This is a genomic window from Klebsiella sp. YJ (assembly GCF_002108615.1).
GTDB lineage: Bacteria > Pseudomonadota > Gammaproteobacteria > Enterobacterales > Enterobacteriaceae > Klebsiella > Klebsiella planticola.
In genome coordinates this window covers 219,199-236,793 of record NZ_MTEG01000007.1, presented here as the reverse complement: position 1 = coordinate 236,793, position 17,595 = coordinate 219,199, and the positions used below count along the sequence as shown (strand labels likewise).

The window sequence follows — 17,595 nt, the reverse complement described above, 5'->3', positions numbered from 1 at the left end:
CGCCGTCAGCCGCATACTTAAGCTGTGCGGCCAGCCAGTCGGGGAAAAACAGCGCAGCCGTTTTTGCCCAGCCGGGCCACTTATTTGGGTATACTGAAGCCGTTTTAACGAGCAAAGAGGGCGATGTGAAAGAGGATCTCGCACGAATCGAACAGTTTCTTGATACCTTGTGGCTGGAGCGCAATCTGGCGGAAAATACGCTGAGCGCCTACCGTCGGGATCTGACGATGGTAGTGGAATGGCTGCATCATCGCGAGTCGTCGCTGGTTAGCGTGAGCGGCGAGGATCTTCAGGCGCTGCTGGCCGAGAGACAAACGGGCGGCTATAAAGCCACCAGTACCGCGCGGCTGTTGAGCGCCGTGCGCCGTTTCTTCCAGCACCTCTATCGGGAGAAAATTCGTCCGGATGACCCCAGCGCGCTGCTGGCGTCGCCGAAGCTACCGCAGCGGCTGCCGAAAGATCTCAGTGAAGCTCAGGTCGAGCGTCTGCTGCAGGCGCCGCTGGTCGAGCAGCCTCTGGAACTCCGCGATAAAGCGATGCTTGAGGTGCTGTACGCGACCGGCCTGCGCGTGTCGGAACTGGTGGGCCTGACGATGAGCGACATCAGCCTGCGCCAGGGCGTCCTGCGGGTGGTGGGCAAAGGCAATAAAGAACGGCTGGTCCCGCTTGGCGAAGAGGCGGTGCTGTGGGTTGAGAACTACCTGGAGTACGGGCGCCCCTGGCTGCTGAACGGCGTGGCATCTGATGTCCTTTTTCCAAGTCAGCGCGCGCAGCAAATGACGCGCCAGACCTTCTGGCATCGGATTAAGCACTATGCCGTGCTGGCCGGGATAGATAGCGCGAAGCTCTCCCCGCACGTTTTACGCCATGCGTTTGCCACGCATTTACTTAACCATGGCGCAGATTTACGCGTGGTACAGATGCTGTTGGGACACAGCGATCTCTCAACGACGCAGATCTACACCCATGTCGCGACCGAGCGTCTGAGACAACTTCATCAACAGCACCACCCGCGGGCGTGAGTGCTGAATAAAAGGACTGAGTATGAAAAAAGGTTTATTGATGTTTACTCTGCTGGCGGCGACGCTGTCCGGTGCGGCCCATGCGGATAACGCGGCTATCAAACAGTCGCTGGCTAAACTGGGCGTACAGAGTACGGATATTCAGCCATCGCCGGTTGCCGGAATGAGCACCGTACTGACCGACAGCGGCGTGCTGTATGTGACCGATGACGGTAAACACGTCATCCAGGGGCCGATGTATGATGTCGGCGGCGCACAGCCGGTAAACGTCACCAACGCGCTGCTGGTGGGCAAGCTGAACGCGCTGGAAAAAGAGATGATTATCTATAAAGCGCCGCAGGAAAAACACGTTATCACCGTTTTCACCGACATCACCTGCGGTTACTGCCACAAGCTGCACGAAGAGATGAGCGACTATAACGCGCTGGGCATCACCGTGCGTTATCTGGCCTTCCCGCGTCAGGGGCTGCAAAGCCAGACCGAGCAGGATATGAAAGCCATCTGGTGCGCCAAAGATCGTAACAAAGCGCTGGATGATGCCATGGCCGGCAAAGGCGTACCGACGGCGAGTTGCAACCTCGATATCAGCAAACACTACACCCTTGGCGTGCAGTTCGGCGTTAATGGCACGCCGGCGATGGTGCTGAGCAACGGCTATGTGCTTCCGGGCTATCAGGGGCCGAAAGAGCTGAAAGCCTTCCTTGATGAGCATCAAAAACAGACAAGCGGTAAATAATTCGCGTGAAACCACAGATACAACTACGCCGCCGTGAGGTGGTTGAAGGGGCTGAGCTCCCCGCCGACCTGCCGCCGCTGCTGCAGCGGCTATACGCCAGCCGCGGCGTCCTGCATGCCCAGGAGCTGGAGCGCAGCGTCAAAGGCATGCTGCCGTGGACGCAGCTGAATGGCATCGAAAAAGCCGTTGAGATGCTCTACGGCGCATTCCGGCAAGAGCGGCATATCGTCGTGGTCGGGGATTTTGACGCCGATGGCGCCACCAGTACCGCGCTGAGCGTGCTGGCGCTGCGCGCGCTGGGCTACAGCAATGTCTCCTATCTGGTGCCAAATCGTTTTGAAGATGGCTACGGGTTAAGCCCGGAAGTGGTCGATCAGGCCCACGCCCGCGGCGCGCAGATGATCATGACCGTGGATAACGGCATCTCTTCCCATGCCGGCGTCGATCGTGCCCACGCATTGGGGATCCCGGTGGTCGTGACCGATCACCATCTGCCGGGTGAGACGCTGCCGGCGGCGGAAGCGATTGTGAACCCCAATCTGCGCGACTGCGATTTCCCCTCGAAATCGCTGGCCGGCGTCGGGGTGGCGTTTTATTTGATGCTGGCGCTGCGCACGTTCCTGCGCGATAAAAACTGGTTTGCAGAACGGGGCATCACGCCGCCGAATCTTGCCGAGCTGCTGGATCTGGTCGCGCTCGGGACGGTGGCTGACGTCGTGCCGCTGGATGCCAATAACCGCATTCTCACCTGGCAAGGGCTGAGCCGTATCCGTGCCGGTAAGTGCCGTCCGGGTATCAAAGCGCTGCTGGAGATTGCCAACCGCGATCCGCAAAAGCTGGCGGCCAGCGACCTCGGATTTGCCCTCGGACCGCGGCTGAATGCGGCAGGCCGGCTGGATGATATGTCGGTCGGCGTGGCGCTGCTGTTGTGCGATAACGTCGGCGAAGCGCGGATGCTGGCCAATGAACTGGATGCGCTGAACCAGACGCGCAAAGAGATTGAGCAAGGGATGCAGGCGGAAGCGCTCACGCTGTGCCAGCAGCTTGAACGTAGCGGCGACACGCTGCCCGGAGGGCTGGCGATGTATCATCCGCAGTGGCACCAGGGGGTGGTCGGGATTCTGGCGTCGCGGATTAAAGAGCGTTTCCACCGCCCGGTTATCGCCTTCGCCCCAACCGGCGACGGACTGTTAAAAGGCTCCGGCCGCTCCATCCAGGGTTTGCACATGCGCGATGCGCTCGAGCGCCTTGATACGCTGCATCCGGGGCTCATTCTCAAGTTCGGCGGCCATGCGATGGCGGCGGGACTGTCGCTGGAAGAGGCGCGCTTTGAGGAGTTTCAGCAGCGTTTCGGCGAACTGGTCACCGAGTGGCTGGATCCGGCGCTGTTGCAGGGGGAAGTGGTCTCTGACGGCCCGCTGGAAGCTGCTGAGATGAGCATGGAAGTTGCCCATCTGCTCCGCGAGGCGGGGCCCTGGGGACAGATGTTCCCGGAGCCGCTGTTTGACGGTCGTTTCCGCCTGTTACAGCAGCGTCTGGTGGGCGAACGGCATCTTAAAGTGATGGTTGAACCGGTTGGCGGCGGCCCGCTGCTGGACGGGATTGCCTTCAACGTTGATACTTCGATTTGGCCGGATAACGGCGTGCGTGAGGTGACGTTGGCCTATAAGCTCGATATTAATGAGTTCCGTGGCAACCGCAGCCTGCAGCTTATCATCGACCATCTCTGGCCGGTGTGACGAAAAAGCCGTCAACAAACAGGCTCACGGAAAGCCGAAGTATATATAAAAGAGAGCGGGGATCCGGTACAATTCCGCTCTTATCACCGCATTTTGTCGAATCCATTAAAAGAAAATCGATCATGTTTGAAATAAATCCGGTAAAAAACCGCATTCAGGACCTCACGGAGCGCTCTGACGTTCTTAGGGGGTATCTTTGACTACGATGCTAAGAAAGAGCGTCTGGAAGAAGTAAACGCCGAGCTGGAACAGCCGGACGTGTGGAACGAACCTGAGCGCGCACAGGCGCTGGGTAAAGAGCGTTCTTCACTGGAAGCCATCGTTGAGACGTTGGATCAAATGTCCCAGGGGCTGGAAGATGTTTCCGGACTGCTGGAGCTGGCTGTCGAAGCCGAAGACGAAGAGACCTTCAACGAAGCCGTTGCCGAACTTGACGTGCTGGAAGAGAAGCTGGCGCAGCTTGAGTTCCGCCGCATGTTCTCCGGCGAGTATGACAGCGCCGATTGCTATCTCGATATTCAGGCCGGTTCCGGCGGTACGGAAGCGCAGGACTGGGCCAGCATGCTGACGCGTATGTATCTGCGCTGGGCCGAAGCGCGCGGCTTCAAGACCGAGATTATTGAAGAGTCTGAAGGTGAAGTGGCGGGCATTAAGTCCGTGACCATCAAGATTATCGGCGATTACGCCTACGGCTGGCTGCGTACCGAAACCGGCGTCCACCGCCTGGTGCGTAAGAGCCCGTTCGATTCCGGCGGCCGCCGCCACACCTCCTTCAGCTCCGCGTTTGTCTATCCGGAAGTGGATGACGATATTGATATCGAAATCAATCCGGCGGACCTGCGTATTGACGTTTACCGCGCCTCCGGTGCGGGTGGTCAGCACGTTAACCGTACGGAATCCGCGGTACGTATCACCCACATTCCGACCGGCTTAGTGACGCAGTGCCAGAACGACCGTTCACAGCACAAGAACAAAGACCAGGCCATGAAGCAGATGAAAGCCAAGCTTTATGAGCTGGAAATGCAGAAGAAAAATGCCGAGAAGCAGGCGATGGAAGATACCAAATCCGACATCGGCTGGGGCAGCCAGATCCGTTCTTACGTGCTGGATGACTCCCGCATTAAAGATCTGCGCACCGGGGTGGAAACCCGTAATACTCAGGCCGTGCTTGACGGCAGCCTGGATCAATTTATCGAAGCAAGTTTGAAAGCAGGGTTATGAGGAACCAACATGTCTGAACAACAAGCACAGGGCGCTGACGCGGCAATTGACCTTAATAATGAACTGAAAGCCCGTCGTGAAAAGCTGGCTAAGCTTCGTGAGCAGGGTATCCCGTTCCCGAACGATTTCCGTCGTGACCATACCTCTGACCAACTGCACGCTGACTTCGATGCGAAAGAAAACGAAGAGCTGGAAGCACTGAACGTTGAAGTCTCCGTTGCTGGTCGTATGATGACCCGCCGTATTATGGGTAAAGCCTCTTTCGTCACTCTGCAGGATGTCGGCGGTCGCATTCAGCTGTACGTCGCGCGTGACGATCTGCCGGAAGGCGTCTACAACGAGCAGTTCAAAAAATGGGACCTCGGCGATATCATCGCGGCGCGCGGTAAGCTGTTCAAAACCAAAACCGGCGAGCTGTCTATCCACTGCACCGAACTGCGTCTGCTGACCAAAGCCCTGCGCCCGCTGCCGGACAAATTCCACGGCCTCCAGGATCAGGAAGCGCGCTACCGTCAGCGCTACCTGGATCTGATCTCCAACGACGAATCCCGCAAGACCTTTAAGGTTCGCTCCCAGATTCTGGCCGGTATCCGCCAGTTCATGGTGGGCCGCGGCTTTATGGAAGTCGAAACTCCGATGATGCAGGTGATCCCTGGCGGCGCGTCTGCCCGTCCGTTCATCACCCATCACAACGCGCTGGATATGGACATGTACCTGCGTATCGCGCCGGAACTGTATCTGAAGCGTCTGGTTGTGGGCGGCTTCGAACGCGTGTTCGAAATCAACCGTAACTTCCGTAACGAAGGCATCTCCGTACGTCATAACCCAGAGTTCACCATGATGGAACTCTACATGGCGTACGCGGACTATAAAGATCTGATCGAGCTGACCGAATCCCTGTTCCGTACCCTGGCGCAGGATATTCTGGGCAACACCGCGGTTCCTTATGGCGATCAGACCTTCGACTTCGGTAAGCCGTTTGAAAAACTGACCATGCGTGAAGCTATCAAGAAATACCGTCCGGAAACCGAGATGGCGGATCTGGATAACTTCGATTCCGCAAAAGCGATTGCAGAGTCTATCGGCATTCACGTTGAGAAGAGCTGGGGTCTGGGCCGTATCGTGACCGAGATCTTTGAAGAAGTGGCGGAAGCGCACCTGATTCAGCCGACCTTTATCACCGAATACCCGGCGGAAGTCTCTCCGCTGGCGCGCCGTAATGACCAGAACCCGGAAATTACCGACCGCTTTGAGTTCTTTATCGGCGGCCGTGAAATCGGTAACGGCTTCAGCGAGCTGAACGATGCGGAAGATCAGGCGCAGCGCTTCCAGGACCAGGTGAATGCGAAAGCTGCTGGTGACGATGAAGCCATGTTCTACGACGAAGACTACGTGACCGCGCTGGAACACGGTCTGCCGCCGACTGCGGGTCTGGGTATCGGTATTGACCGGATGGTGATGCTGTTTACCAACAGCCACACCATCCGCGACGTGATCCTGTTCCCGGCCATGCGACCGGTTAAATAAGACCGACCGTCAAAAACGCAACCCCGGCTACAGGCCGGGGTTTTTTGTTGGTACCTCCGCACCCGCTGCGCGCGAGGATGCGGACAGGCGGCGGAGAACCGCTATCCGGCAATACGGCTAATAGCGCAGCTGCGCGACATAGTTTCTCAACGCGAGCCGGGCATTATCATCAGCCGCTTCGAGCACCATCCACGGACTGTAGGCCCACGGTGTGAGCGCCAACGCCTGCAGTAAATCCTCCAGCTCACACCACTGATAGTCCATGACCTCGTCGCTATTAGCCTGTACCGGGCTGATAATGCGTGCGGCGTAAACCGGGCAGACTTCGTTTTCGACAATCCCGTTGGGGGCCACCGCCCGGTAACGAAAGGCCGGATGAACGGATGCGATGTTGGCAATGTTAACGCCCAGTTCAAAACGGCTGCGCCGCGTCACGGCCTGTTCAAAGGTCTCTCCGCTCTGGGGATGTCCGCAGACGGAGTTAGTCCAGACGCCGGGCCAGGCTTTTTTGCCCAGTGAACGACGCGTCACCAGTAGCTGGCCGTGGTCGTTAAATAACCAGCAGGAAAAGGCGAGGTGTAAAGGGGTATTGAGGGTATGGGCGGCATATTTTTCCAGCCTGCCAACAGGCTTATCTTGCTCATCGAGCAAAATGACATGTTCCCCGGTCATGACAACTCCTGATAATAAAAATGACCCGGCATACACTCGCCTGGTCACGCACTCGCCACTAGGGTAGCCGATAACCACGTGAAAGGCATTACCAAAACGCGCTTCTGGCGCTGCTGATGGAGGAACCCGAATCCGACAACGCCCGCGTATCGATTGGGGATCTGCCCGCGGGCTGGTATGATAGTCGTCCGTTGTGACGAGATGAGAGCTGTGCTGAGTGCAGGACGCCTGATGAGAAAACGCTTTTTTATCATGATGATGTTGGTCAGCAGCCTGGTGATTGCAGGATGTTCCAGTTCATCTGATTCCGGTTCCGTCTACACCGTTAAACGCGGCGATACGCTGTACCGTATTTCCCGGACGACCGGTACCAGCATTAAAGATCTGGCCCGACTGAATAATATCTCCCCACCGTATACCATTGAGGTTGGACAGCGTCTGAAGCTGAATCCGGCCTCGGGCTCCACCAGGAGCGGTGCATCCGGGAAGAGCAGCGCCGGTAAGCGCACCGCGGCCAGCAAGCCGCCGGCCACGCTGCCGCCGGTCTCCTGGCCACCGGTGGGGCAACGCTGCTGGCGCTGGCCGACCAGCGGTAAAGTTATCCTGCCTTATTCATCAAATGATGGTGGTAATAAGGGGATTGATATTGCCGGCACGCGCGGCCAGCCGGTTTATGCGGCCGGGGCGGGTAAAGTGGTGTACGTCGGTAATCAGCTCCGCGGTTACGGTAATCTGATCATGATTAAACACGGCGAGGATTACATCAGCGCCTATGCCCATAATGACAAAATGATGGTCAATAACGGTCAGAACGTGAAGATTGGTCAGCAGATAGCCACGATGGGCAGTAGCGACGCCGATTCCGTGCGCCTGCATTTCCAGATTCGCTACCGGGCGACGGCCATCGATCCACAGCGCTATTTACCGCCGCAGGGCAGTAAGCCAAAGTGCTAAGAGGTTATTTTATCAGCAGTTAGCGTGATTCAGTCTTGTAAGACGGTGCGTAAGGTCTATAATGGCCCTCGCACCTTAAAGCGGGCGTAGTTCAATGGTAGAACGAGAGCTTCCCAAGCTCTATACGAGGGTTCGATTCCCTTCGCCCGCTCCAGAATTTCTCTTGCGGTCACACATCTTAAATAAGACGCTGTTTTTGAAACAAGTTTCTTACCTCTTATAGCATGTCAGTCTCTCGTTCCACCCCTCAAAAATACACGGTTAGTTGTCACGGAAAGTTAACGGCTAGATGAACGTTTAACTTAACGTCGGCGGTAGTTCCAGAGTCACACCGCGATAGCAACACGTGAACGAAAAAGCCTGGCCGGGCATGGTCATTTCATCGACAGACTGCTCACCCGCATTTAAGCCCGATATGTAGCCTTATGAGCCATGTAAACAGGTGAATAGCTCCGTCACTTATGTCTACCTTTGCGCTCCCGTCAGCTGTTGATAAAAAGGAGTGGTACTTATCTCCAACACCTTTCAGGAAAGCGTCTTGGGTAACTTCTGAAGGGACTAAATAACAGCATGTTGAAGTATTCAGCTTCCTGGCCTGCGTCGTTGATCTTGTACCATTTGAACTCAGCACGCTTTAGCGTTTGACCAGTGGCAACGGCTTTTCTCGACAAATAGCAATCTGAAACCCGGGTACAGTAGGGGCGGCGTTGTCCATTCCGGAAACCTATTTTAACCAGCGGGAGGCCCGTTATCATGTTCAGCCATATGCGTATTGCCAGACCCGTCACCGACCTGGCGCGCGCTTGCGCCATGTACAGCCAGGGATTAGAGCTTCAACGGATTGCTGATTTTACCGACCATGCCGGCTTTAGCGGGATCATGGTGGGCCGTCCGGAGCTGGCCTGGCATATTGAGTTTACCCACTGCCACGATCATCCGCGACAACCTGCACCGACCGATGAAGACCTGCTCGTGCTGTATTACCCCGATAAAGCAGACTGGCAGCGGGCGTGCGCCAGAATGACGGAGGCGGGTTTTCGTGCGATGAGTTCGTTTAATCCCTACTGGGATACCAACGGCAAAACATTTGTCGATAATGACGGCTATCGGGTGGTGCTGCAGAACCGGGACTGGCCATAGCTTGGGGGCTCTTGCGTGACAGAACGGCGGGCCCTGTCCGCAGACGAGGGCGGGCAGTACTCCATGCGCTGAGTGCGGATATTTGCTATTCTGTACCGCGTCAGGTTATTGAAGAGATTGAGAAATGGGGTCGTTTATAGCCATCGCCTGTGTCATATGGCTTTTGTATAAAGGCGTGAAAATGTTGGCCAGGACTCTGTACAAAACGGAACCCATAAGCGCCAAACCAGATCGCGATGCCTGGGGGCGCAAGGAAGGCGAAGGTCCGCTGTACCGTCGCGTCAATCGCGCAACGAAAGATGAAGATGACGAGGGGTTGTTTCAGTCGATCAACCGGCGGCAACAGGCCACGGCAGAGGAAAAAGACGTGAGTGCCTCTGCTGCGTTCTACCAGTCCAGAGAGTGGCGCGCGCTTCGCTATCAGGCGCTCAAAAAATATGGCGGTGCCTGCAGCGCCTGCGGGCGTTCAGCGGCAAAACATGGGGTGGTCATCCATGTCGATCATATTCGGCCCCGCAGTAAATACCCGCATCTGGCGCTACGCCTGGATAACCTCCAGCTGCTATGCCACGACTGTAATCTTGCAAAAGGCAACCGCGACGAAATTAAATGGCGTTAGCCGCGGACTTTGCTGCTCTTTTTCAGCGCCCCGTTCGGGGACAGAGGCTCTGCGAAATCGTTGGCTCCCCCCTGAACATATGTGCAAAGCGTAAGGTTTGATACTGCGGCAGCGTCATACTGGCTTCTGTCCAGCCCGCCATCGGTTGCCTGTGCGAACCTCACTCTGTGACTAAATAATCAAGAGCGTGACTTATCGCTACTTTCTCCTGTCGTTAAGACCAACCTCGTATTTACCCTACTTTTTATCGCGTTTTATCTGCAATGCGTATCCGCCATGAGCATGAATATCTGTTTGGCTAACATATTGTTTATAAACATATAATTGTATTCATTATTATCATTTGAGATGTCAATCACATTTTGTTGTCAGCCAAGTTTAAATCTATAAAAGTAGACGTTTGTCGACTTTTCATCTAAAAGATGGGGTTGAGGGGCTAGACAAAACCAGAAGCTGGTTATCAAATAGTTAAAAAATATCACGCCTCATGTAAATGATTGGCCAGTGTAAACATGGCTAACACGCTTTCCGCGGTCTCTCTGCACTGCGGTGCATCTTATCTGGAGAAGTTATGCATTCCTCTGTGAATAAAAATGAAAGCCGGACCTTCTTTGGTCATCCTTATCCGCTAGGTTCGTTGTTCTTTACCGAAATGTGGGAGCGATTCTCGTTTTACGGTATTCGCCCCTTATTGATACTGTTTATGGCCGCCACCGTTTACGACGGCGGCATGGGGCTGGCGCGTGAAAATGCCTCGGCGATCGTCGGTATCTTCGCCGGCAGTATGTACCTCGCGGCGTTACCGGGCGGCTGGCTGGCGGATAACTGGCTGGGCCAGCAAAAGGCGGTCTGGTACGGATCGATTCTCATCGCGTTGGGTCATCTGTCGATTGCCCTGTCAGCGGTGTTGGGTGACAACCTGTTCTTTATCGGGCTGATGTTTATCGTGCTGGGATCGGGTCTGTTCAAAACCTGCATCTCGGTTATGGTCGGCACGCTGTACAAGAAAGGCGATGCGCGTCGTGACGGTGGATTCTCGCTGTTCTACATGGGCATCAACATGGGGTCGTTCATCGCGCCGCTGATTTCCGGCTGGTTGATTAAATCGCACGGCTGGCACTGGGGCTTTGGCATCGGTGGCATCGGGATGCTGGTGGCGCTGGTGATCTTCCGGGTCTTCGCGGTACCGGCGATGAAGCGCTACGACAGCGAAGTGGGCCTCGATTCAACCTGGAACAGCCCGGTGGCGAAGAAGAACGGCGTGGGCGCCTGGCTACTGGCGCTGGCGGTGGGTGCCGCAGTGATTATCACGCTGATTGCGCAGGGGGTGATTGTGGTTAACCCTGTTGCCGTTGCCAGCATGCTGGTATACGTGATTGCCGCTTCGGTCGTTCTCTATTTCATCTATCTGTTTGCCTTCGCCGGACTGAGTCGCAAAGAGCGTGCCCGTCTGCTGGTGTGCTTTATTCTGCTGGTTTCCGCTGCCTTCTTCTGGTCGGCATTTGAGCAGAAGCCGACCTCCTTCAACCTGTTCGCCAATGATTATACCAACCGTATGATCGGCAGCTTTGAGATCCCGGCGGTGTGGTTCCAGTCAATCAACGCGCTGTTTATTATTCTGCTGGCGCCGGTCTTTAGCTGGGCATGGCCGGCCATGGCGCGTAATGGCGTCCGTCCGAGCAGCATCAGCAAATTCGTCATCGGCATTCTCTGCGCCGCAGCGGGCTTTGGCCTGATGATGCTGGCGGCACAGAATGTGCTGAACAACGGCGGGGCCGGCGTATCACCGTTCTGGCTGGTAGGCAGTATTTTGATGCTGACCCTGGGCGAGCTGTGCCTGAGCCCGATTGGCCTGGCAACCATGACGCTGCTGGCGCCGGAAAGAATGCGCGGCCAGATGATGGGGCTGTGGTTCTGCGCCAGTGCGCTGGGTAACCTGGCGGCCGGCCTGATCGGCGGTCATGTAAAAGCTGACCAGCTGGATATGCTGCCGGATCTCTTCGCGCGTTGTTCGATTGCGCTGCTGATCTGTGCCGCCGTACTCTGCGTGCTGATCGTACCGGTGCGCCGGATGCTGGAAAACACTCAGAACAAAACCGCACAAAAACCGGTTACCCACGCCTGACGGCAACGGAAACGGGCACTCGGTAAGCTGGCGCGTAATGCGCCAGCTTTTTTTTCGTCTGAGGTTGCCAGGCCAGTCAGGACGGCGCGCGGGTACAGCGGTAGATCAACGGTACCGCGAAGACGTAGAGAACCACTACCGATAACCAGATAGCCCCGGGCCACCAGGTACGAAAGCCAAAATATAAGCTTGAGAACACCAGCGGGGCGACAATCGAGGCCAGACTGACGGTTGACGCCAGCACCCCCTGAAGCTGCCCCTGGTTGTCGGCCTGTACCTGGCGGGTGGCCAGCGCCTGCAGGGCCGGCGTACCGATACCGCCGAGGGCAATCAGCGGCATCACCGCGAAAACTATCCAGCTCTGCTGGGCCAGCGACAGGACTATTAATGCCGTGCTGGAGCAGGCTATCCCGCCCAGTATCGCCCCGCGCTCTCCCAGCAGACGGGTTGCCGGGCCAGGTAAAAATGCCTGCGCCAGGGTCTGACACACCCCGAAGGCCGCGAGCGACAGGCCGATCCATAAACCGTTCCAGTGAAACATATCCTGGCCCCACAGCGCCCAGCAGATGCCATAGACCTCGCCGGTGGCGCTGAGGAAAAAGAACACCAGCGCGATAGTCAGCAGTCCTTTGACGGAGAAGAGCCAGCGCATGGGGCGCAGGGGATTAAGCCCGGCAAGCGCCATTTTCTGCCTGGCCGGCTGGCGCGACTCTTGTAAGGCGAAGAGGGCCAGCAGAACGTTCGCGCTGTTCAGCACCGCGGCGACGAAAAAGGGCAGCCGGACACCGTAATCTCCCAGTACGCCACCGAGCACCGGGCCGATAATAAAGCCTGCGCCAAACGTGGCGTTAAATAGCCCAAAACGGCTGGCGCGTTTCCCGGCGGGCGTAATGTCCGTCAGCCATGCCATCGCCACCGCGATATTCGCGCTGGTCAGTCCGGCGATGGCCCGCCCGAGCAACAGTAGCCACAGATGGCTGGCAAAGGCCATTATCAGGTAGTTAACCACCGCTCCGGCCAGGGAGACCAGCAGCACCGGCCGTCGGCCAAAATTATCGCTTAGCGCGCCAAGCAGCGGGGCGAAGATAAACTGCATCAGGGCATACAGCGCCGCCAGGATCCCCATGTAATGGGCGATATCCGCGGTATGCATCACCTCTTTGAGCAACTGTGGCAGAATCGGAAAAATCAGCCCGATGCCCACAGCATCGAGCCAGATGGTCATAAAAATAACGCTAAGGGTTCTGTTCATAATGGCGTTCAGTATTTGCCGCGTGGCTCAGGCATAGGGCGTATCCTGGGCCGCCGCTTCAGCGGCGCGAAATCCGTTTTCCAGCAGTGTCAGAAAGCGCTGGCGAACGGCGGGGGCAAGATGTTCGGGCTGGCGCAGTGCGTCGCTAAAAGCGATACGCCAGCTATTCAGGATGATGCTGGCAATCAGAGCGGCAACGGGATTGTGCTCAGGCGCAGAGAGGCGCGCAGCGAGCATGTTACTGAGCGCCTGCGTCAGTTCGGCAAACTGTTCCAGGGCATATACCCGCAGTGCCGGGCTTGCGGCCACTCCTTGCCAGAAGTCGGCAACCCGCCGATCGATCCTGATAAGCGGATGCTCCTGCTCAATCAGTTCCCGGGTCAGGGCCCTGAACACCGCCACCGGCGCCAGCGTACGGTGACGTTCCAGGGCGTCCTGCAGTAACTGGTGGATTTCGTCGATGCGATCGAAGTAGAGCTCTTCCTTGCGTGGGAAGTAGTTAAATACGGTCATTTTCGATACCTTCGCCGCGGCGGCAATATCGCTTACGGTGACGTTATCAAAGCCCTGCTTGATAAACAGTTCGGTGGCGGTATTGGAAAGCTGCTGGCGCGTAAGGCGCTTTTTTTGCTCACGCAATCCTTCCGCTTTTTGCCGGGTACTCATTGATGCGCTCCCTCAACAGGTCTCTGCTGGCGATTTAATTTTTACCTGGTAAAAGTTTATGATCGGTATAAAATTAAATCCAGCACTTTTGCTGCTGCGTTGACACAGGGCGAGTACGGTTACGAATGCTAAGAGAAGAGAGGAGACAAAACGGAGTGGGCGGTTGACCGGGCTGGCACAAATGACAACCCGGGTCGAGGATTAACGGTAAACAATCCCGCCATCGATCAGGATCGACTGACCGGTAATATAGTCGGAATCCGGGCCGGCCAGATAGGAGACCAGGCTCGCCACATCGTCCGGCGTTTCCGCACGGCCGAGCGCAATCCCTTCAACATATTTTTTATAGGTCTCACCGACCGGCGCACCGGTAATTTCGGCAAAACGCTTATCGATTTCGGTCCACATGCCGGTCCCCACAATCCCCGGGCAGTAGGCGTTCACGGTGATCCCGCGGCTGGCATACTCTTTCGCCGCCGCCTGGGTCAGGGCGCGAACGGCAAATTTAGTGGCGGAATAGATCCCCAGCAGAGCAAAACCGTCGTGTCCGGCAATGGAGCAGGCGTTAATGATTTTGCCGTTTTGCTTACGGTCGATGAATTTTTTCGCCGCGGCCTGAATGCCCCATAGCGTCCCCTGAACGTTGATACGCATGATGCGATCGACCTCTTCAGGGGTCACGTCGGCGAGCGCCTGCACCTGGGCAATCCCCGCGTTGTTCACGATGATATCAAAGCCGCCCAGCTCTTTTTCCGCCCGATCAATGGCGGCATACACCTGGTCACGTTCAGCAATATTCGCCACGAAGGTGGCGGCCTTACGGCCCAGCGCTTCAACTTCGGCGGCGACCGCCGCAATCCCTTCCGGGTTCACGTCGACAAGCATCAACGACGCACCCTCTTTGGCCAGACGTAAAGCAATACCGCGGCCAATGCCCTGACCGGCGCCGGTGACTAATGCAACTTTATTTTCGATAGCCATTTCTGTACATACCTTGTACTGATTAAGAAACGATGGATGCCTGATGGAGAAAAGGTTCGCTGCACGCAGGCGCAGGCCTGGCGTACTGCCCATCAGCGGCAAAGGATAAAACTACTTTATAGGTATGGATAAACGTGGCCTACCCCCCGGTTGGGGGGGATAATGGCGTATGCACGGGATGAGGAGGTTATGGCGCTATGGAATTATTACCCCCGAGGGATGACGCATTGAGCGGGTTTGTTCATCAAGAACCGTTCCGCCTTGCGCGCACCTTGCCGCTTATCGCGACTCGCTTTACGCCGCCGCGCTCACCGGGGGTATTGCAGCCGCGCGATCGTCTGCTGCAGCGGCTGGATGCCGCGCTCACCAGCACGCTGACGCTGGTATGCGCACCCGCCGGGTTCGGCAAAACCACGCTGCTGGCCCAGTGGTATCAGCATCGGCAGCAGCAGGGCGATACGCTGGCCTGGCTGAGCCTTGACGAAGATGACAGCACGCCCTTGCTGTTTATGCGCTATCTGCAGGCGGCGCTGCGACCGCTCTGGCAAGCGGCGAATACTCTGCCGGAAAGCGCCCCCGGAGACGACTTCCGGCTGTTTCTCGCCGGGCTCGTCAACCAGCTGCACCGTTATCCGATTTCGCTGTCTCTGATCCTCGATGATTACCAGAATATTGCTCACCCGGAGATTGATGATGGTCTGAACTGGCTGCTGAACCATGCGCCGCCGTCTCTGCATCTGATTATTTCCAGCCGCAGCCAGCCGCACCTGGCGCTGAGTCGCCTGCACATGGAGGATCGGCTGGTGGAGATCGATGACCATGCGCTGCGGTTTAATGCTGAGGAGGCCAGAACCTATTTTGCAACGTCGATCTCCCCGGCACCGGACCCGCAGGAGATTCCGCGCTTGATTGCCCGCACGGAAGGGTGGGTTGCCGGTATGAAAATGGCGGCTTTAGCAAGCGGCAGCGCCCATTGTTGCCCGAGCGACGGCAAGCTGAATACCACCTCCCGCGCCCTCTTTCGCTATCTGGAAGAGGTGATCTTTGCGCCATTGCCCGCCGGGGTATTGGACTTTCTTCTGCAAACCTCAATACTCAACCGCCTGCATCCATCGCTGTGCGATGCTGTGACCGGGAAACGCAACGGGGAAGCCATGCTGGAATGGATAGCCCGGCACAATCTGTTTCTCTCGGCCCTCGATGCCGACGGGTTCTGGTTCCGCTACCACCCGCTGATGCGCGAAGCGCTGCTGTATCGTCTGCAGCACAGTGCGGAAGTGGATATCCGCGTGCTGCATGAACAGGCCAGCAACTGGTTTGCCGGCCAGCAGCTGTGGGCAGAGGCGATTCGCCATGCGCTGGAAGCCGGAAAAACGGGGGCCGGGCATGCAGAGGCCGGCGTGCAGTCGCTGGCGGAAGAGGGCGATATCGAGACGATGGTGCGCTGGATCCGCTATCTGCCGGCAAATCTGGACCCTTCCCGCATCGAGCTGCAAACGAACCTCGCCTGGGCGCTCGCGCACCGCTTTCGTTTCCACGATGCCCGCCAGCTGCTGGACGCCATTGAGTCGCTGGCGGTCGCCAACCGCAGCGCGATGGCCCACAGTTCGTGGGTGAAGCTCCGCGTCGTTCGGGCGATCTGCGAAGCTTTCGCCGACAATATTGCCCAGAGTATTGCTATCGTGGAACCGCTGCTGCACGAGGTGCCCTGCGGCGATATCTGGGTGGATGGCCTGGTGTGCAATATTCTCAGCTACTGCCATCTGGCGAACGCCCGGCCGCAACAGGCGCTGGATGTCCAGCAGCGGGTGTCGGGTGTGCGGGTGGCGAACCGCAACCTGTTCGTGGAGGTCTACCGGGCGTTTGTGATGGCCCAGGGATACCTGCGTCAGGGCAATCTGGCCGAAGCGCAGCGGCAGGCGGGGCGGGCGCTCCAGTATGCTGAACAGCAGACCGGCCCTCACTCCAGCAGCGGCGCCACCCTGGCGCCGATTCTGGCCGAAATCGCCTGGGAGCAGGGGGAAGTGCAGCGCATCCCCACTCTGCTGACGCTACGTCTTGAGATGATCGATGACTTTTGTCCGCCGGATGGGTTTAGCCGCTGCTATATCGTGCTGGCGAGGCTGGCGCAACGTCATGGTCAGACGGATGAGATGACATCGCTGCTGCTGCATGCCGAAGGCCTGGCGGTTCAGCGTGGATGGCTGCGGGCGCAGGCGCCGCTGCTGGCTGAGCGTATTGCCAATGCGCTCCACGCAGGCGATCGCACGGCGGCCGACAGTTTGCTTCTTCGCCTTCAGGGGCTGACCCTCGGCGCGGAGAAAAATGATGTGGTCAGCGCCTGTTTAACCCTCAGTCAGAGCCGGATGCTGATGGCCGGCGGACAACCGCTGGCGGCGGCGCGGCAGCTCGATACGCTGGCCGCTGAGCAGGAGCGCGGCGGCGAGTGGCTGTTTGCCGTACGCCTGCGGCTTATTCAGACCGTCGCCCTGTGGCGCGCCGGGGAACGGGAGAGGGCGATAACGCTGGCGATCCCGACGCTGCGTCGCGCTTTTCAGCAGAAGCTGTGGCGCAGCCTGTTTGATGGTGGAGAAGAGATGGCCTCATTACTGGCGGCTATCCAGCAACGCGGGGGGCACGACGAGGTCTTCAGCGACGCGCTGGCGCAGCATCTCGCCAGATTCAGCGCCGCCGGGATCTTGCCGACCATCAGCCGTCGGGCGCCCGCGCAGCTTCGCCTCACCGAGCGGGAGCAGCAGACGCTGGGGCTGATCGCCGAAGGCTACTCCAACAAAGAGATCGCGCGGGCCCTGGGAATTACGGCCGAAACCGTGAAGTGGCATCTCAAGCAGCTGTACGAAAAGCTGCAGGTCAATGGCCGGATTCAGGCGGTGAACCAGGCGCGCGAGTGGCAGTTATTCAGCTGACCCCGCTCGCCGGT

General features: G+C 57.6%; 14 protein-coding genes, 1 tRNA gene and 1 pseudogene. 11 read left to right on the top strand and 5 right to left on the bottom strand.

Annotated elements, in window-relative coordinates:
- The first annotated feature begins 125 nt into the window (after positions 1-125).
- The 5 genes from xerD to lysS all read left to right on the top strand — a co-directional run bounded on the left by xerD (position 126) and on the right by lysS (position 6,245).
- A complete protein-coding gene (gene xerD, locus BV390_RS09980; RefSeq protein WP_085396872.1) occupies positions 126-1,022 on the top strand; it encodes a site-specific tyrosine recombinase XerD in 897 nt (298 codons plus the stop codon).
- 22 nt (positions 1,023-1,044) lie between these two features.
- The gene (gene dsbC, locus BV390_RS09975; RefSeq protein WP_032690818.1) at positions 1,045-1,758 is read left to right on the top strand and encodes a bifunctional protein-disulfide isomerase/oxidoreductase DsbC; all 714 of its coding nucleotides are present in this window, start codon (positions 1,045-1,047) and stop codon (positions 1,756-1,758) included.
- 5 nt (positions 1,759-1,763) lie between these two features.
- On the top strand, positions 1,764-3,497 hold the full coding sequence (gene recJ, locus BV390_RS09970) for a single-stranded-DNA-specific exonuclease RecJ (RefSeq protein ID WP_032696678.1): 1,734 nt from the start codon (positions 1,764-1,766) through the stop codon (positions 3,495-3,497).
- A gap of 122 nt (positions 3,498-3,619) precedes the next feature.
- Positions 3,620-4,718 (top strand): peptide chain release factor 2 gene (gene prfB / locus BV390_RS09960; protein ID WP_099001586.1). Its coding sequence is split into 2 segments (ribosomal slippage): positions 3,620-3,694 and positions 3,696-4,718, totalling 1,098 coding nucleotides; the frame shifts between segments, so codons are not numbered across the junction.
- Between the two features lie 9 nt (positions 4,719-4,727).
- Positions 4,728-6,245: a lysine--tRNA ligase gene (gene lysS / locus BV390_RS09955; RefSeq protein ID WP_085396871.1), complete on the top strand. Its 1,518-nt coding sequence runs from the start codon at positions 4,728-4,730 to the stop codon at positions 6,243-6,245.
- Positions 6,246-6,362: 117 nt separating this feature from the next.
- On the opposite strand, the gene idi is transcribed toward lysS, so the two are convergent.
- On the bottom strand, positions 6,363-6,917 hold the full coding sequence (gene idi, locus BV390_RS09950; RefSeq protein ID WP_032690820.1) for an isopentenyl-diphosphate Delta-isomerase: 555 nt from the start codon (positions 6,915-6,917) through the stop codon (positions 6,363-6,365).
- Between the two features lie 231 nt (positions 6,918-7,148).
- Here idi and actS point away from each other — a divergent pair, with 231 nt between their 5' ends.
- Together actS and BV390_RS09940 are read left to right on the top strand one after the other, a co-directional pair.
- Positions 7,149-7,871: an amidase activator ActS gene (gene actS / locus BV390_RS09945; RefSeq protein ID WP_064384448.1), complete on the top strand. Its 723-nt coding sequence runs from the start codon at positions 7,149-7,151 to the stop codon at positions 7,869-7,871.
- Between the two features lie 80 nt (positions 7,872-7,951).
- Positions 7,952-8,025, top strand: a tRNA-Gly gene (locus tag BV390_RS09940).
- 409 nt (positions 8,026-8,434) lie between these two features.
- On the opposite strand, the pseudogene BV390_RS31920 reads toward BV390_RS09940, so the two are convergent.
- Positions 8,435-8,533 (bottom strand): annotated as a pseudogene (locus BV390_RS31920) (type VI secretion system tube protein Hcp); the annotation flags it as partial.
- Positions 8,534-8,624: 91 nt separating this feature from the next.
- On the opposite strand from BV390_RS31920, the gene BV390_RS09930 reads away from it, so the two are divergent.
- The 3 genes from BV390_RS09930 (at position 8,625) to BV390_RS09920 (ending at position 11,755) form a co-directional block, all read left to right on the top strand.
- Positions 8,625-9,011 carry a VOC family protein gene (locus tag BV390_RS09930; protein ID WP_032698821.1) on the top strand — a complete coding sequence of 129 codons (387 nt, stop codon included), beginning with the start codon at positions 8,625-8,627 and terminating at the stop codon, positions 9,009-9,011.
- Between the two features lie 181 nt (positions 9,012-9,192).
- Positions 9,193-9,630, top strand: a complete 438-nt coding sequence (locus tag BV390_RS09925; protein ID WP_223306633.1) for an HNH endonuclease — start codon at positions 9,193-9,195, stop codon at positions 9,628-9,630.
- 571 nt (positions 9,631-10,201) lie between these two features.
- Positions 10,202-11,755: a peptide MFS transporter gene (locus tag BV390_RS09920; RefSeq protein WP_032690824.1), complete on the top strand. Its 1,554-nt coding sequence runs from the start codon at positions 10,202-10,204 to the stop codon at positions 11,753-11,755.
- A gap of 76 nt (positions 11,756-11,831) precedes the next feature.
- On the opposite strand, the gene BV390_RS09915 is transcribed toward BV390_RS09920, so the two are convergent.
- The 3 genes from BV390_RS09915 to BV390_RS09905 all read right to left on the bottom strand — a co-directional run bounded on the left by BV390_RS09915 (position 11,832) and on the right by BV390_RS09905 (position 14,654).
- Positions 11,832-13,007 (bottom strand): TCR/Tet family MFS transporter, encoded by a 1,176-nt coding sequence (locus tag BV390_RS09915; RefSeq protein WP_064384432.1) that lies wholly within the window; start codon positions 13,005-13,007, stop codon positions 11,832-11,834.
- A gap of 27 nt (positions 13,008-13,034) precedes the next feature.
- Entirely contained in the window at positions 13,035-13,673 is a 639-nt protein-coding gene (locus BV390_RS09910; protein WP_049266593.1) for a TetR/AcrR family transcriptional regulator, read from the bottom strand.
- A 201-nt stretch (positions 13,674-13,874) separates the two neighbouring features.
- Positions 13,875-14,654: an acetoin reductase gene (locus tag BV390_RS09905; RefSeq protein WP_032690828.1), complete on the bottom strand. Its 780-nt coding sequence runs from the start codon at positions 14,652-14,654 to the stop codon at positions 13,875-13,877.
- A gap of 197 nt (positions 14,655-14,851) precedes the next feature.
- Here BV390_RS09905 and BV390_RS09900 point away from each other — a divergent pair, with 197 nt between their 5' ends.
- Complete coding sequence (locus BV390_RS09900; protein ID WP_085396869.1) at positions 14,852-17,581, top strand: LuxR C-terminal-related transcriptional regulator; 2,730 nt, start codon at positions 14,852-14,854, stop codon at positions 17,579-17,581.
- The last annotated feature ends 14 nt before the right edge of the window (positions 17,582-17,595 follow it).